The organism is Thauera butanivorans (assembly GCF_048398245.1).
GTDB lineage: Bacteria > Pseudomonadota > Gammaproteobacteria > Burkholderiales > Rhodocyclaceae > Thauera > Thauera butanivorans.
The window spans coordinates 923,338-938,809 of sequence record NZ_CP183038.1 but is presented as its reverse complement, the minus strand read 5'-3'; the positions used below and the strand labels follow the sequence as shown (position 1 = coordinate 938,809).

Here is a 15,472-nt window from a genome sequence, read left to right as displayed (position 1 = left end):
GCGCACTCCGACCCGCGGCACGGCAAGCCGGACCGGCAAGTGCAAAAAAGGAAGCAAGGAGACAGAGGTGACGGAATTCGTCCTGCAAGGCCCCGACCGCATGGTGTCGGTGCGCGAGGTGTTCGGAATCGATACCGATCTGAAGGTGCCCGCCTTCGCCGAGCGCGAAGACCACGTGCCGGACATCGACGACGCCTACCGCTTCAACCCCGACGTCACGCTGGCGATCCTGGCCGGCTTCAGCCGCGACCGCCGGGTGATGGTGCAGGGCTTGCACGGCACCGGCAAATCCACCCACATCGAGCAGGTCGCGGCGCGGCTGAACTGGCCCTGCGTGCGGGTGAACCTCGACGGCCACATCAGCCGCCTGGACCTCGTCGGCAAGGACGCCATCGTGCTGCGCGACGGCCTGCAGGTGACCGAGTTCCAGGAAGGCATCGTGCCGTGGGCACTGCAGCGCCCGGTGGCGCTGATCTTCGACGAATACGACGCCGGCCGGCCGGACGTGATGTTCGTGATCCAGCGCATCCTGGAACGCGACGGCAAGTTCACGCTGCTCGACCAGAACCGGGTGATCCACCCCCACCCCTGGTTCCGGCTGTTCGCCACCTCCAACACCGTCGGCCTGGGCAACCTGTCGGGCATGTACCACGGCACCCAGGTGCTGAACCATGCCCAGATCGACCGCTGGAACATCGTCGCCACGCTGAACTACCTGCCGCACGACGAAGAGATGGCGATCGTGCTGGCACGCGTGCCGGCCAAGAACGACGACAGGGGCCGCAAGCTGATCTCGGCCATGGTCACGGTCGCCGAACTGACCCGCAAGGGCTTCGCCGCCGGCGACCTGTCGACGCTGATGTCGCCGCGCACCGTGATCACCTGGGCGGAGAACTGCGAGATCTTCCGCGATCCGGCACTGGCCTTCCGGCTGTCCTTCCTCAACAAGTGCGACGAGGCCGAGCGCCCGATCGTGGCCGAGTACTACCAGCGCTGCTTCGGCACCGAACTGGACGAATCCTGGATGCGCGCGCCCGGAGCGCAGTGATGTCCAGCGCCCAGCAAAAGGCGAGGCGCCAGCAGCGCGTCGAGGAGCTGTGCGCCGCCACGCTGCGCGCGCTGACCGGCGACCGCCGGCTGCACTACCGCGGCCGCCGCCTGTATGCCGGCGAGCGGCCGCTGGCCATGCACGCGCCGCACCTGCGCGTCGATGCCGGCGAAAGCGGCTTCGGCGACTGCCGCGCCGCGGCCGACGGCATGGCGTTGCGCCTGCTCCACTCCGACCCCGCGCTGCACCGCAGCCTGTGCCCCGCCGACCCGGTCGAGCGCCTGGTGTTCGAGCTGCTCGAGCAGTTGCGGGTCGAGACTTTCGTGCCCGCGGACATGGCGGGCATGGCCGACAACCTGCATCGCCGCTTCGAGAACTGGTCGCTGGCCTTCTACCGCTCCGGCCTCACCGACAGCACGCTGGGCATGCTGCTGTACACCGTGGCGCAGATGTGCTGGTCGCGCCTGACCAGCTTGCGCGTGCTGGAGGAAACCGAGGACTACATCGAGAGCATGCGCTTCTCGCTGGCCGGGGAACTGGGCACGCACCTGGCGGGCCTCCGCCGCAGCCGGGCCGAGCAGCGCGCGTTCGCCGTCCATGCGCTCGCCATCGCCGCCATCGTCGGCGAGCGCGTGCGCGCCGAGCAGGCCGCCGCCGCGGACACCGACGACAGCGACGAAAGCGACGACGAGACGCTGCGCGAATTCGCCCTGCTGCTCGATTTCGACCAGGACGGCGACGACGACGGCATCGCCGCCGCCACGACCGGCACCAGCAAGGTCTTCGACGAGGCCGAGCATGCCTATCGCGTATTCACCACCCGCTTCGACAGCGAAGTCGCCGCAGCCGGCCTGGTACGCAAGGCCTTGCTGCGCGAACTGCGCGAGCGGCTCGACAAGCGCATCGCCGAACAAGGCCTCAACCTCGCCCGCTTGGCGCGCATGCTTGGCGCGGCGCTGGCCGAACCCCGGCACGATGGCTGGCTGTTTGGCGAGGAGGAAGGCCGGGTGGACGGCCGCCGGCTGGCGCAGCTGATCAGTTCCCCCACCGAGCGCCGCCTGTTCCGCCAGGATCGCCTGCGTCCACACGCCGACTGCGTGGTCGCCTTCCTGGTCGATTGCTCGGGCTCGATGAAGACCCACATCGAAGCGGTGGCGGTGATGCTGGACGTGCTGCTGCGCGCGCTGGAAATGACCGGCGCGCGCACCGAGCTGCTCGGCTTCACCACCTCTGCGTGGAATGGCGGCCGCGCCTGGCGGGAATGGCTCGCCCAGGGCCGTCCGCCACGGCCCGGCCGGCTCAACGAGGTCTGCCACATGGTGTTCAAGGACGCCGAGCGCAACTGGCGGCGGGCACGCACCGATGTCGCCGCGCTGCTGAAGGCCGACCTGTTCCGCGAAGGCATCGACGGCGAGGCGGTGGACTGGGCCTGCAACCGCCTGCTGGCGCGCGGCGAGCGCCGCCGCATCCTGGTGGTGATCTCGGACGGCTGCCCGGCCGACAGCGCCACCGGCCTCGCCAACGACGCCTTCTACCTCGACAACCACCTGAAGGACGTGGTCGCGCGGCGCACGCAGCAGGGCGCGGTCGAGATCATCGGCCTGGGCGTCGGCCTCGACCTGAGCCCCTTCTACCGGCGCTGCCTGGCCACCGACATGAGCCAGGCGCTGGACAACACGCTGTTCTTCGAGATTGCCCAGATGCTCGGCGGCCGTCTGCACGGCGCCCGCCGGAACCCGTAGCGCGCCGGCCCGCGCGCAGCTTTCCGTGCCGGCCAGGCGGCGCGGCATTCGACAGGAGAAAACACATGGCAAGGAAACGTCTGGCCGTCCAGTTCGGCCAGGGCACCTCGATCCGCAGCCGGGACTACACCCAGGCTGCGGCCCGCGCGATCCGCGACGCGCTGTGGCACAACTCGCTCAACGTCGCCGACGCCTTCGGCTTTCCGCGCGAGGCGATGCAGATCGACGTGGAGCTGGGCGTGCCCTGCCCGGAAGCGGTGGACTGCGCCGCGCTGCTGCCGATCTTCCCCTATGGGCAGGCGACGATCCGCGTCTCCAGAGGCGGCCTGGAAGTCGCCAAACCCGATGGCAGCAGCAGCTCCGTGATGGTGAATGCGGCGCTGGTCGTCTACTTCGACATGGAGCAGGCCCATGACTGAAAAGCGCATCATCCTCGAAATGGGAAGCGGCAACGATCTCTACGGCGGCGACTACACCAAGGCGGCCTGCCGCGCGGTGCAGGACGCCCTGCACCATTCCTCGCTCGTGCTGCTGCGATCGCTCGGCTACGACCACCTCGACATGCGCGTCGAAGTGACGATCGGCGTGCAGGCGCCGGAAAAGGTCGATACCGCCGCCGTCGCCGCCACGCTGCCGCGCGGCCGCGCCGAAGTGAAGGCGGTGTTCGGCGGGCTCGACGTCCATGATCCCGAAGCCGGCACCACCCACATCGTCGCCACCGCGGCGATTGCCGCCTTCCTGCCGATCGAAGCCGGCGCCTGGCGGCTCAGTGCCGCTGCCGAACGCTGAGGCCGCCATTCCGAGGCGAACCCGGGCCGGGAGCGCCCGGGTTCGAATGCCCGGTGTTCAGGCCACCCGCGTCGACAGCCCGAACTTTCCCTCGGCCTTGTGCCGCTGCTGCGCAGTGCGTACCGCAGCCGGTGCCGCGGCATCGGCCCGCTGCGCCAGCAGCGCCTCGTCCTCGGCGCGAAGCCGCAGGCCGAGCGCTTCGAGCCGCGCCAGCACGGCTTCGATTTCCCACGGCGCGGCCAGCACGCGCTTCTTGCCGTCGTTGAAGCGCACGTGCAACCAGTAGGCGTCGACGTCCGGCGCGTGCCGCAGGTACAGGCGCTCGACCTCCTGCGGCGCGGACTCGATGCGCGACATGGCGTCCTGCTTCTTGGCCCGCCCCCTGAACCAGGCAAGCGTCAGCACCGCAAGCAGGGCGATGAAAGCGAACAGGGTCTCGGACATCGGAATCTCCTCTCGAAAACGGCACCGGGCAAAAACCCCGGCGGACGGCCAGCACATGCGTCGATGTTTCGAGAGAATAGTGATCTCGATGTTTTTTGACACCCCTATCGATAAAACCAATAGTTATAAGCAGCTCGGGTGCGCAAAAAGCACCGGGCCGACGCCCCCCTGCCCGTGGCCGCAGTCAGCGCAGCATCGAACTCACGGCATTGAAGACCAGGCCACCGCCGATCAGGATCAGCACGCCGAAGGCGATGCGCCGCATCGTGATCGCCGAGAACGGCGGCGGATAGCGGCGCCCGGCCAGCGTCGCCAGGGTCACCAGCGGCACGGTGAAGGCGACCAGCACCCAGACTTCCTGGGTGAAGGTGCCCTGGGTGCCGGCGAAGATCGTGCGCACCCCGGACGTGAAGGCGAAGGTCAGCAACAGCATGTTGCGGATCGTCTCCAGGCTGAAGGGCTGGCGGTAGAAGTGGAAGATCACCGGCGGGCCGGCCATGCCGAACAGGCCACCGAACAGGCCGGAGAAGAAGCCGCTGACGAAGAAACTGCCCCTGGACGAGCGCTCGCTCAGCGGCGTGGGCCGCAGCATGAAGACGATGCCGCTGTAGATGATCGTGATGCCGAGCAGGAGTTCGAGCAGCAGTGCCGCGGCCGCGCTCAGATACTCGAGCAACAACACCCCGCAGACCACCGAGGGCACCACGCCGAGCAGCACGGCGCGTGATGCCGGCCAGTCGATGTGGTGCAGCTTGCCTGGCAGCGCCACCGCACTGTTGACCAGCGTCACCAGACTGATGAGGACGGCGACCATGGTGATCGGCGCCAGCCCGAAACCGCTGGTGATGCCCATGACGATCATCCCCAGCCCGAATCCGGTCACGGTCTGGAAATAGGTGCCGACAGCGATGACGCCCAGCAGGGCGGCGGTGGTTTCGATGTCCATGTCAGTGCGTCCCGGCGCCCGGCGCCGCGCTCAGCCGCCGGCCTTCGCCGCAACTTCGTGTGCCTGCACCACCGTGACGGCGATGACGTGGAACACGTCCTCCGAACTGCAGCCGCGCGACAGGTCGTTGGCCGGCTTGGCGAGCCCTTGCAGCAAGGGTCCGATCGCCACCGCGCCGCCGACGCGCTCGGCCAGCTTGTAGCCGATGTTACCCGCTTCCAGGTTGGGGAAGATGAGTACGTTGGCCTTGCCCTTGACCTGGGATTCGGGCAGCTTGCGATTGGCGATCTCGGCGACGATCGCGGCATCGAGCTGCACGTCGCCGTCGATGGCCAGCCCCGGGCGCATCGCCTTGACCCGCTCGGCGGCGGCCGTGACCTTGTCGACCGCCGCATGCTTGGCGCTGCCGCTGGTCGAGAACGACAGCATCGCCACCCGCGGCTCCTCGCCCAGCAAGGTGCGCGCACTGTCGGCCGCCGCCATCGCGATCTCGGACAGCTCTTCCGCATTCGGCTCGACCACCAGGCCGCAGTCGGAGAAGATCAGGCCGCCTTTCAGGCTGTGGAAGGGCTCGCACATCATCATCAGGAAGAAGCTCGACACCAGCTTGAACGACGGGTCGGTGCCGATCACCTGGATCGCGGTGCGCACGACGTCGGCCGTGGTATGCACCGCACCGGCCACCGAACCGTCGGCATCGCCGGCGCGCACCATCATGTTGGCGAAGACCAGAGGCTTGAGCACTTCCTGCTGGGCCTGGGCGAGCGTCATGCCCTTCTTCTCGCGCAGGCGGAACAGGGTTTCGGCATAGCCGGCGGCAAGCGGCGAATCCGCCGGATCGATCAGCGTCATGCCGCCGAGGTCGATGGCCTCGTCCTCGGCCAGCTGGGTGATCCGCTGCCGCTCACCGACGAGCAGGATGTGCGCCGTGCCTTCGCGCGTGGCGCGCAGCGCAGCCTGCAACACGCGCGGGTCGTCGCCCTCGCACAGCACGACGCGCCCGGGCCTGGCGCGGGCACGGTCGATGATCCGGTTGATCGCTTTCATGTTTCGGCATCCTCATGGCCGCCGTGTCCGGCGGCACATCGAAAAAGGCACAAAAAAAAAGCCGGCATCACAGCCCCACAAGCGTGCGATGCCGGCCAATCTCAATCCGATCAGGGGAGAGGGGTCGGAATTGAGGGAGGGTAAATCCACCCCCGCCGTTCTCAGGCGGGGTTTGTTTCACGGCGCGTTGCCGCTCAGACGTAGTCCTTGTACTTGTCCAGGAAGCGCACCGGCTTCGAGAGCGCATCGCGACGGAACGGGTCGCCCAGCTCGCGCGTGCACATGATCTCGATGATCGTCGTCTTGCCCTCGTTCATCTGCAGCTCGATCGCCTTCTTCAGCGCCGGACCCACGTCCTCCAGACGATCCACCGTGATCCCTTCCGCACCCATCGCCCGCGCGATCTCCGCAAAGCTCTGGTTGTCCAGCTCGCCCGCGACGAAGCGGCGGTTGTAGAAGTCCACCTGGTTCTTCTTCTCCGCGCCCCACTGACGGTTGTGGAACACCACCGCCGTCACCGGGATGTTGTGACGCACGCAGGTCATCGTCTCCATCAGGCTCATGCCCCACGCACCGTCGCCCGCGTACGACACCGCCGGACGGTGCGGCGCCGCCACCTTCGCGCCGATGATCGTCGGGAACGCGTAGCCGCAGTTGCCGAAGCTCATCGCCGCGAAGAAGCTCCTCGGCTTCTCGAACCGAAGGTAGCTGTTGGCCACCGAGTTGATGTTGCCGATGTCCGTCGACACCATCACGTCTTCGGGCATCGCCTTTTCCAGCTCGCGCAGCACCTGGCGCGGGTGCAGGTATTCTCCGCCCGAGAACGGCTTTTCCTTCGCGTTCTCTTCGATCATGTCCAGGCTGAACGGGTCGCGCTCGTGCGTCCATTCGTCCAGTTCCTTTTCCCACGCCGCTTTCTCGGCCGCCACCTTGGCCGCGCGCTCGGCCTTGCTCGCATCGCACTCGAGCGTGCGCTTCGCAAGCCGCGACGTCAGCGCCACCGCCGCCGCCTTGGCGTCGCCGCAGATGCCCACCGAGATCTTCTTCACCAGGCCCAGCATCTTGTTGTCCGCGTCGATCTGGATGATCTTGGCGTTCTTCGGCCAGTAGTCCATGCCGTGCTGCGGCAGCGTGCCGAACGGGCCCAGCCGCGAACCGAGCGCCACCACCACGTCGGCCTGGCTCATCAGCTTCATCGCCGCCTTCGAACCCTGGTAGCCCAGCGGGCCGCACCACAGCGGGTGGCTCGCCGGGAACGAGTCGTTGTGCAGGTAGCTGTTGACCACCGGCGCGCCCAGACGCTCGGCCAGCGCCTTGCATTCCTCGACCGCGTCGGCCATCACCACGCCGCCGCCCGAGATGATCACCGGGAACTTCGCCTTGGCCAGCAGCTCGGCCGCTTCGTCCAGGCTGTGCTCGCCGCCCGCGCCGCGGTCCAGCCGCGCCGGCTTCGGGATCTCGCAGGTGATCTCGCCGTAGAAGTAGTCGCGCGGGATGTTCAGCTGCGTCGGGCCCATTTCGCTCATCGCCCGGTCGAAGCAGCGACCGGTGTACTCGGCCATCCGCGCCGGGTGCGTGACGTGGCCCTGGTACTTCGTGAACTCCTGGAACATCGGCAACTGCTTGCATTCCTGGAAGCCGCCCAGCCCCATCGTCATCGTGCCCGTCTCCGGCGTCACGATCACCACCGGGCTGTGCGCCCAGTAGGCCGCACCGATCGCCGTCACGCAGTTGCTGATCCCCGGGCCGTTCTGCCCGATCACCACGCCGTGACGGCCCGACACCCGCGCATAGCCGTCGGCCATGTGGCCCGCGCCCTGCTCGTGCACCACCGGAATCAGCCGGATCCCCGCCGGCGCGAAGATGTCCATCGCGTCCATGAACGCCGAGCCCATGATCCCGAACATGTCGGTGACGCCGTTGGCCACCAGGGTTTCGACGAAGGCTTCGGACGGCGTCATCTTGGTCGGGCCGCTCGGGATCGTGCGGCCATCGGAAAGGGATTGCGGCTGGCTCATGGGGGTCTCCTCGGTGCGATTCGGTATTGATTTAAACGGTACAAAAAGTTCCGATAAACGAAACATGATCGGAACTCTAGTGCCGCGCGTACATCGCGTCAACTACAAATTCCAAAAATCGAATCAAAATGTATGTTTTTTCGGAATATAAACAAGAGATCAAGGCAGAAAGGGCGTGTCGTGCGCCGCATCACGTCATCCGGGCCTGCAAAAAGACTCCAGAAACGCGAACGGCACGACGCGGGGCCGGCGACGCAAGCGTCGCCGGCCCCGGCTGGACACGCGCGCTCAGGCGCGGCGTGCGCTCGACTGCAGCGGCTGCACCGCCGCCTGCTGCCTGCGCCCGATCCAGGACGCCGACAGCGCACTGACGACCGCGGCAAACATGACGTAGGCGCAGATCAGCCAGGGCTCGCCATGCCCCTTCGAGAGCAGGTAGGTGGCGATGATCGGCGTCAGGCCGCCGGCGAAGATGCCCGAGAACTGATATACGAAGGAAATGCCGGTGTAGCGCACCCGTGCATCGAACAGTTCGCAGAACAGCGCGGCCTCCGGACCATATACGGCAGCGTAGAAGACGCCGAACGGGATGATGATCGACAGCCAGACGATCAGCATGTTGCCGTCGCTGTGCTTCATGAACCAGAAACCGATGAAGGCCGACAGGCCGGTCAGCAGCGAGCCCCAGAAGTAGATCCGCGTCCGTCCGATGCGGTCGGACAGCCTGCCGAACAGCGGGATCGTGACCACCATCACGAGCGCGGCGGCCATGACGCCGAGCAGCGCATCGGTGCGACTCAGATTCAGCGTCTGCGTCAGGTAGGCGATCGAGAACACGCCGAAGACGTTGAAGAACACGCCGTCGATGTAGCGTGCCCCCATCCCCGCCAGCACGTTGCCCGGCGACTTCGTGATCACTTCCTTGATCGGCAGCTTGACCTCCTGGCCCGAAGCCTTGACCTTCGCGAACTCGGGCGTTTCCATCACGCTCAGGCGGATGTACATGCCGACGACGACGAGCAGGAAGGACAGCAGGAAGGCGACGCGCCAGCCCCAGGACAGGAACTGCTCATCGCTCAGCATCGACGACAGCAGAGCGACGACACCGGACGCCATGCACAGGCCGAGCGCCAGGCCGATCTGCGGGATGCTCGCATACAGGCCACGCTTTTCCTTCGGCGCATACTCGAAGGCCATCAGCACCGCGCCGCCCCATTCGCCGCCGAGGCCGATGCCCTGGGCCACGCGCAGGACGAGCAGCAGGATCGGCGCCCAGATGCCGATCTGGTCGTAGGTCGGCACAAGACCGATCAGCACCGTCGCCACGCCCATGATCATCAGCGTCATGACGAGCATGCTTTTGCGTCCGATCTTGTCGCCGAAGTGGCCGAAGATGACGCCGCCCAGCGGCCGGCTGATGAAACCGACGGCAAAAGTTCCGTAGGCGAGCATCGTCGACACCATCGGATCGTCGACCGGAAAGTACAGCTTGTTGAAAACGATGCCGGCGACGACACCGTACAGAAAGAAGTCATACCACTCGATGGTGGCGCCGATCAGGCTCGCCGTTACTACGCGCCGTGCTTCCTTCGGGTCTTTGCCCTTCTTGGTCGGATCATGCATGTTCTTGTCTCCAGAATAGTTATCTTTTCGTGATGCGGAACAGCTACGAGGATGGAGAATGGGGGTGGCTTCGGCACTCCTGTCGGTTGGGGTTTCAATGGAGAAGCGCGCCATCGTCGAGAATCATGTCCGCCGCCTTTTCGGCGATCATGATGGTCGGGGCGTTGGTGTTGCCCGAAACCAGCTCGGGCATGATGGAAGCATCGACGACGCGCAGGCGGTCGACGCCATGGACGCGCAGGCGCTCGTCGACCACCGCCATCGGGTCCTGGCCCATCTTGCAGGTCCCGACCGGGTGGTAGATGGACTGGCTGTAGCGCCGTGCAGCGTCGAGCAGCTCATCATCGGTCGCAAAGCCGCTGCCCGGCACGAACTCGGACAGGATGTGGGGCGCGAGCGAGGGCGCCGCAGCGATGCGCCGCGCCACCTTGATGCCGCCGACGACGACGGGGTGGTCGCGCTCGTCGGACAGGTAATTGGGATGGATCGCGGGATAGGCCAGCGGATCGGCCGAGCGGATTTCGACCTGCCCCCGGCTGTACGGACGCAACTGGCATACCGAGGCGGTGAAGGCCGAGAACGGGTGCGCCCCTTCGCCCGGCTTGTCCGCGCTCAGCGGCTGCATGTGGAACTGGATGTCCGGCCGCTCCACATCCGGCGCGGAGCGCGTGAAGATTGCGACCTGGCTGGCGGCCAGGGTCAGCGGCCCGGTGCGCGACAGCATGTACTGCAGCCCGATCCACAGCTTGCGGATCGGGCTGTTGACCTCGTCGTTGAGCGTGCGCGCACGAGTCTTGTATACGAGGCGTACCTGCAGATGGTCCTGCAGATTCTGGCCGACGCCGGGCAGCGCGTGACGTACCTCCACCCCGACCCTGCGCAGCAGATCGGCCGGGCCGACCCCCGAGTTCTGCAGGATCTGCGGCGAGCCGATCGCGCCGCAAGCGAGAACGACCTCGGCTCGCGCACGTGCCTGGCGCAGCACACCGCCCTGCAGGAACTCGACCCCGACCGCCCGCCTGCCTTCGAACAGCACGCGCGTCGTCTGTGCCTTCGTCTCCACGGCAAGATTGGCACGCGTCCTGGCCGGCTTCAGGAAACCTTTCGCCGTGCTCCAGCGCAATCCCTTGTGCGCGGTCTGCTGAAAGTAGCCGACCCCCTCCTGTGAGGCACCGTTGTAGTCGTCGTTATAGGGAATGCCGATGTCCTGAGCGGCAGCAATGAAGTAATCGGCGATCGGACGGCGCAGGCGCAGATCCGATACCTTCAAGGGCCCGCCGACACCGTGCCACTCGTCGGCGCCGCGCTCCTGATCCTCCGAGCGTTTGAAGTAGGGCAGGACTTCCTCATAGTTCCAACCCTTGTTGCCGAGTGCCGCCCAGCGGTCGTAGTCCTCGCGCTGGCCACGTACGTACAGCAGGCCGTTGAGCGAGCTCGAACCACCCAGCACCTTGCCGCGTGGCCACTGCAACTGGCGTCCGGCAATGCCTTCGTCCGGTTCGGTGCGATAGCACCAGTCGAGTTCGGGATCGTGCATGGTCTTGAAGTAGCCGACCGGAATGTGGATCCACGGATTGCGGTCGGCCCCGCCCGCTTCGAGCAACAGCACGCTGTTGCCCGGATCCGCACTGAGGCGGTTGGCCAGGACGCATCCCGCCGAACCCGCGCCGACCACGATGTAATCGAATTCCATCGACATTGAAAAACCTCCCTTGGGCGCTCGGCGGACAGAAGCGACACGCTGCCAGCCGCCAAAAATTTTTTAAAATGAAACGATTCATTCCGAAATTTGCTTCATAATCACTATCGATCGATCCATTTGCAAAACCAATGAAAATCTGCACGAGGCCGCGAAAGTGAAACGAAAGCTGGCGGAAGCGGACCAAAAGGACCGCGAGACCGAGTTGGACGCACCGGACGGGGACACGCTTCCCGGGCAGGCGGAGGACATCAGGCGCCTGCGGCCGCTGATCCTCCTCGAACATCTGAACGAATCGCGGCAGCCCCTGACCCTGGCCCAGCTCGGAAGCCTGATGCGGGTGCCGAAAAGCACGCTGATGCGCCTGCTGCGCGCAATGGAAGCGCACGGCTATGTCTTGCACATGCCTGCCGAGCGAGGCTTCGTCGTCGGTCCGCGCGCAACCACGCTTGCGCTGCAGATCCTCCGCAGTCCGAACCTGAGGCGCGAATGCCGCGCCGTGCTGCGCAACCTGGTGCGCAAACTCGGCGAAACCTGCAATCTCACCGTTCCCGACGCCGGCCGCGTGCTTTACGTCGAGCGTGTGGAAACCCATGAACCGCTTCGCATGCACCTGCCTCCCGGTACCTGGGTGCCGATGCACTGCACCGCCAGCGGCAAGCTGTTCCTCGCCACGATGCCGCTGCTCGAACGCCGAAGCCTGCTGGCCCATATGCCGCTGACCCGTCATTCGCCGCATACGATCACCGACCGGCAGGAACTCGAAGCGGAGCTGGCGCGGCTGGCGACCAAGCGCCATGGCGTGGATAACGAGGAGTTCGTGCGCGGCATGATCGCGATAGCGGTGCCGATAGTGGACAAGAGCGCCAGGCCCGTCGCCGCGATCGCCTGCCACGGCCCGACCGCCCGCCTCTCGCTGGACGACCTGCACGCCAACCTGGGCCATCTGCGCATCGCCGCGGATACGATGCAGGAAGTATTGTTCGCAGCCTGAGGCCAGCCACGGCACGGGCTCGATAAAGCAAAAAACGGTACGATGCCTACCCTTTCATGGAACGGAATGAAGGCATCGACATGAACGAGCGTCCCGGACACGCCAGGCTCGACGGCGACACACCCACGATGCGCCTGCTTGCGCTGCTTGAAGTGATCGCCGCCAAGGATCAACTGGTGACGCTGCAAGGGCTGGTCGAGGAGACCGGACTGCCGAAACCGACCGTCCACCGCATGCTGCAGCAGCTCGAGGCGGCCGGCATGCTCCAGCGCGACAGCGACGGGCGCCAGTACGGTACCGGCGCACGCCTGCGCCGCCTGGCCGAGAATCTGCTGCTCAACGACACGCTGCACGGCGCACGCCACACCGTGCTGCGCCAGCTCGTCGAGGAGATCGGCGAAAGCTGCAATCTCACCGCGCTGTCGGGCAGCGAAGTGCTCTACCTCGACCGGGTCGAGACGGCCGCCCCGCTACGCTTCTACCTGCACCCGGGGTCGCGCGTCCCGGTCCATTGTTCGGCGAGCGGCAAACTCTTCCTGGCGCAGATGACGCCCACCCAGCGCCGCCGCCTGCTGGCGCACGCCCCCTTGATGCAATACACGCCACGCACGCTGGTGGAAATCGATGCGCTGGAAGCGGAAATCGAGCATGTCAGCCACGTCGGCTACGCTTTCGACAACGAGGAATTCCTGCCCGGGCTGTTCTGCATCGCCATGCTGGTGCCTTCGCCCACGGGCCGCTCGAACATGGGGATCGCGATCCAGGCGCCGATCATGCGGATGACCGAGCACAACGCCCTCGACTCGCTGCCCGCGCTGCGGCGGGCCGTCGATGCCCTGGCCGCCATCGAGGCCGAAAACGCCGGCCTGCCCGCGCCGGCCTGAAACGCCGGCGGGCCGCGATCACACGTCGTTGTCGCTATCGGCCGCCAGCACATCGGACAGCAGCCCGCCGCCGATGCCGTCCAGTTCGAGTTCGACGGTCTGCAGCATGTCCGTACGCATGGGCGCCCGCAAGGCATGCTGCGCGCCGCTGAAGATATCGCGCTCGAGCACCGAAACGGCCTCGATCCAGGCATTCGACGCCTCGCAGGCCGGCTTATCCCCGCCCTGGCGGCAGACCGTCAGCGCTTTCCCCTCCAGCGTGAAATGCATGCCCGGCAGCGGCCGCACACGGATCTCGTCGTCGGCCTGGGCGACGAAGCGCAGCATGCTGTCGCGCTCGTCGCCGAGGAGGTCGAGAATCAGCGCCGGCAAGGCATAGATCGGCAGATCGCCGGTACGCACCGGGCCGCGGCGGCCGTCGATGACGACCAGCGGCGTGGCGACCAGCGTGCGGAACATGGCGTCGTCGAACTCGCTGCGGCTGGCGGCGAGCAGGCCCGATTCGGCATAGCCGCCATGATTCCAGCCCAGCGACGGCAGATGGTCGCCGAACAGCACGATGATGGCCTCGGGGTCGCGTTCGCGCAGTTCGCGCAGGAAGGCCATCAGCTCGCGCGACTTGTAGTAGACGGTATTGGCATACGCCGCCACCAGTTCGTTCTCGCTGCGGGCCTCGATGACCGGCGGGCGCGCTTCGTTGAGCGGATAGTCGAGATGGCCGAAATAGGTCAGCACGTAGTTGAACAGCGGCTGGCCGTTCTCCAGATCCGGGCCGATGCGCTCCAGCACCTGGCGATAGAGCGAGGCGTCGCTGAGGAATTCGCGGTTCATGTCGTCGAGCACGAAGTCGCGGTCGGACCAGTACTGCCCGAAGCCGACCCGGCCGTAGGCGTTGATGCGATTCCAGAACGGCGCGGAATTGGGATGGGAGGCGATGCTGCGATAGCCCGCTTCGCCGAGATGACGCGGCAGGCAAGGTACGTCGCGGCGCAGGCTGCCTTCGAAGAACACCGCGTCGGCCCGCACCGGGAAACCGCACAAGGCCTCAAACTCGGCATTGGCGGTATAGCCGCCGAACACCGGCGACAGCGCCCTGGCATTGCCGGTGGCCTTCCACAGCTTGCGGAAAGCCGGGTCGAGCGGGTCGGCCGACAGCCCGGCCGCCTTCAGCGGCGTCGGGTCCCAGAAGGATTCGAGCACGATCATGTGCACGTTGCGGCCGGCACCGCCACTCGACTGCTGCGCCGCCTTGAAGAAACCGCTGGGCGGCTTGGCCCCCAGCCGTGCCAGCGCCTCATCGACTTCGCCGGCCTGCGGCGGCGGCAGGCGGCGAGACAGATTGCGTGCGGCCTCCTGGGCAAGGTGGATGGGCAGGCCGCGCATCTCGTAGTTGCCGCGCTGGTTCCACACCCAGTCGCCGAAACGGGCGTCCATCCAGCTCACGACCGGCGCCGGATGCCGCACCACCGCCATCACCGCCAGCACCACGCCGGCCAGCGCCAGCCAGGCCCGCGGCTGCCGCCAGGCGAACATCCACAGCAGGCCCGCCAGCGGCACCGCCAGCATGGCCACGCTGCCCCACAATTGCCAGCCTTCGAGCAACAAAAAGAGATTCTTTGCGGCGATGAAATCGTCCGGCATCACCGGCCCGCCGAGCACCGCGAGCTTGATCGCGTTGGACACGGTGAAGGCCGAAAACACGATCGCCATCGCCAGCGCAAAGCGCTTCAGGCTGCGCGCCATCAGGAACAGCGCCGTCCCCGCCAGCAGATGGGCAGCCAGGTCGCGCAGCCAGGCGTCCTGCCCCGGCGATACGCCGATGGCAAAGGCGATACCGGCCTGTGCAGCCACGTACCATGCCACCACGATACCCATCGCACAGGCCCAGCCGCGCAGCATCGTGAGCGACGGGGTTGACGGTGGAGTGATGGAATGGAACAGGGCGGAACGGGACACGGCGATACTCCCGGACTGGATGGCCGGCAATAATACCGCTGTAACATCACTGTGAATCGGAATCCGCCCCGCGCTTGCGGCAATGCAACAGGCTCAATTGCGACAAGGCATTACGCCCGACGCCGGCAAAAACGAGGCGGCGGCCCGCAGGCCGCCCCCCAATCACCGATGAGCGCCGAAGCTCAGCGCGGCAGCAGACTCTCGCCCATCAGGAACTCATCGACAGCAGACGCGCACTGCCGGCCTTCGCGCCTTGCGGGCCAGCCGGCCCGCAATCGTCAA

At 66.5% G+C, this 15,472-nt stretch carries 13 protein-coding genes; 6 read left to right on the top strand and 7 right to left on the bottom strand.

The features are described from left to right. Positions 1 to 67: 67 nt before the first annotated feature. From ACNQFN_RS04480 to ACNQFN_RS04465, 4 genes are all read left to right on the top strand, one after another. Positions 68 to 1,048 carry an AAA family ATPase gene (locus tag ACNQFN_RS04480; RefSeq protein WP_068639670.1) on the top strand — a complete coding sequence of 327 codons (981 nt, stop codon included), beginning with the start codon at positions 68 to 70 and terminating at the stop codon, positions 1,046 to 1,048. Beyond that, complete coding sequence (locus ACNQFN_RS04475; protein WP_418648108.1) at positions 1,048 to 2,790, top strand: cobaltochelatase CobT-related protein; 1,743 nt, start codon at positions 1,048 to 1,050, stop codon at positions 2,788 to 2,790. The genes ACNQFN_RS04480 and ACNQFN_RS04475 overlap by 1 nt, the downstream gene beginning before the upstream one ends. Before the next feature lie 65 nt (positions 2,791 to 2,855). Further along, positions 2,856 to 3,209 carry a Lin0512 family protein gene (locus ACNQFN_RS04470; protein WP_418648107.1) on the top strand — a complete coding sequence of 118 codons (354 nt, stop codon included), beginning with the start codon at positions 2,856 to 2,858 and terminating at the stop codon, positions 3,207 to 3,209. Beyond that, positions 3,202 to 3,579: a Lin0512 family protein gene (locus tag ACNQFN_RS04465; RefSeq protein ID WP_068639667.1), complete on the top strand. Its 378-nt coding sequence runs from the start codon at positions 3,202 to 3,204 to the stop codon at positions 3,577 to 3,579. The genes ACNQFN_RS04470 and ACNQFN_RS04465 overlap by 8 nt, the downstream gene beginning before the upstream one ends. Positions 3,580 to 3,636: 57 nt before the next feature. Here the strand turns inward: ACNQFN_RS04465 and ACNQFN_RS04460 are convergent, their stop codons facing one another. The 6 genes from ACNQFN_RS04460 to ACNQFN_RS04435 all read right to left on the bottom strand — a co-directional run bounded on the left by ACNQFN_RS04460 (position 3,637) and on the right by ACNQFN_RS04435 (position 11,350). Continuing rightward, positions 3,637 to 4,023: a hypothetical protein gene (locus tag ACNQFN_RS04460; RefSeq protein WP_418648106.1), complete on the bottom strand. Its 387-nt coding sequence runs from the start codon at positions 4,021 to 4,023 to the stop codon at positions 3,637 to 3,639. 184 nt (positions 4,024 to 4,207) lie between these two features. Next, entirely contained in the window at positions 4,208 to 4,969 is a 762-nt protein-coding gene (locus ACNQFN_RS04455) for a TSUP family transporter (RefSeq protein ID WP_068639665.1), read from the bottom strand. Between the two features lie 30 nt (positions 4,970 to 4,999). Then, a complete protein-coding gene (pta, locus tag ACNQFN_RS04450; protein ID WP_418648105.1) occupies positions 5,000 to 6,016 on the bottom strand; it encodes a phosphate acetyltransferase in 1,017 nt (338 codons plus the stop codon). A gap of 194 nt (positions 6,017 to 6,210) precedes the next feature. Continuing rightward, on the bottom strand, positions 6,211 to 8,034 hold the full coding sequence (xsc, locus tag ACNQFN_RS04445) for a sulfoacetaldehyde acetyltransferase (protein ID WP_418648104.1): 1,824 nt from the start codon (positions 8,032 to 8,034) through the stop codon (positions 6,211 to 6,213). A gap of 288 nt (positions 8,035 to 8,322) precedes the next feature. Beyond that, positions 8,323 to 9,657 (bottom strand): MFS transporter, encoded by a 1,335-nt coding sequence (locus ACNQFN_RS04440; RefSeq protein WP_418648103.1) that lies wholly within the window; start codon positions 9,655 to 9,657, stop codon positions 8,323 to 8,325. Between the two features lie 94 nt (positions 9,658 to 9,751). Continuing rightward, positions 9,752 to 11,350 carry a GMC family oxidoreductase gene (locus ACNQFN_RS04435; protein ID WP_418648102.1) on the bottom strand — a complete coding sequence of 533 codons (1,599 nt, stop codon included), beginning with the start codon at positions 11,348 to 11,350 and terminating at the stop codon, positions 9,752 to 9,754. Between the two features lie 163 nt (positions 11,351 to 11,513). Here ACNQFN_RS04435 and ACNQFN_RS04430 point away from each other — a divergent pair, with 163 nt between their 5' ends. Continuing rightward, positions 11,514 to 12,350, top strand: coding sequence for an IclR family transcriptional regulator (locus ACNQFN_RS04430; protein WP_418648101.1), 837 nt, complete (start codon positions 11,514 to 11,516; stop codon positions 12,348 to 12,350). An 80-nt stretch (positions 12,351 to 12,430) separates the two neighbouring features. Next, positions 12,431 to 13,234, top strand: coding sequence for an IclR family transcriptional regulator (locus tag ACNQFN_RS04425; RefSeq protein WP_068639050.1), 804 nt, complete (start codon positions 12,431 to 12,433; stop codon positions 13,232 to 13,234). 18 nt (positions 13,235 to 13,252) lie between these two features. Here ACNQFN_RS04425 and ACNQFN_RS04420 read toward each other — a convergent pair whose 3' ends face one another. Then, the gene (locus ACNQFN_RS04420; protein ID WP_418648100.1) at positions 13,253 to 15,190 is read right to left on the bottom strand and encodes an LTA synthase family protein; all 1,938 of its coding nucleotides are present in this window, start codon (positions 15,188 to 15,190) and stop codon (positions 13,253 to 13,255) included. Positions 15,191 to 15,472: the final 282 nt, after the last annotated feature.

Excerpts from the sequence above, each read along its gene's own strand:
- ACNQFN_RS04455 (WP_068639665.1), bottom strand. The coding sequence starts at position 4,969 with ATGGACATCGAAACCACCGCCGCCCTGCTGGGCGTCATCGCTGTCGGC.
- ACNQFN_RS04475 (WP_418648108.1), top strand. The coding sequence starts at position 1,048 with ATGTCCAGCGCCCAGCAAAAGGCGAGGCGCCAGCAGCGCGTCGAGGAG.
- ACNQFN_RS04460 (WP_418648106.1), bottom strand. The coding sequence starts at position 4,023 with ATGTCCGAGACCCTGTTCGCTTTCATCGCCCTGCTTGCGGTGCTGACG.
- ACNQFN_RS04435 (WP_418648102.1), bottom strand. The coding sequence starts at position 11,350 with ATGGAATTCGATTACATCGTGGTCGGCGCGGGTTCGGCGGGATGCGTC.
- ACNQFN_RS04440 (WP_418648103.1), bottom strand. The coding sequence starts at position 9,657 with ATGCATGATCCGACCAAGAAGGGCAAAGACCCGAAGGAAGCACGGCGC.
- xsc (WP_418648104.1), bottom strand. The coding sequence starts at position 8,034 with ATGAGCCAGCCGCAATCCCTTTCCGATGGCCGCACGATCCCGAGCGGC.
- ACNQFN_RS04425 (WP_068639050.1), top strand. The coding sequence starts at position 12,431 with ATGAACGAGCGTCCCGGACACGCCAGGCTCGACGGCGACACACCCACG.
- ACNQFN_RS04465 (WP_068639667.1), top strand. The coding sequence starts at position 3,202 with ATGACTGAAAAGCGCATCATCCTCGAAATGGGAAGCGGCAACGATCTC.
- ACNQFN_RS04470 (WP_418648107.1), top strand. The coding sequence starts at position 2,856 with ATGGCAAGGAAACGTCTGGCCGTCCAGTTCGGCCAGGGCACCTCGATC.
- pta (WP_418648105.1), bottom strand. The coding sequence starts at position 6,016 with ATGAAAGCGATCAACCGGATCATCGACCGTGCCCGCGCCAGGCCCGGG.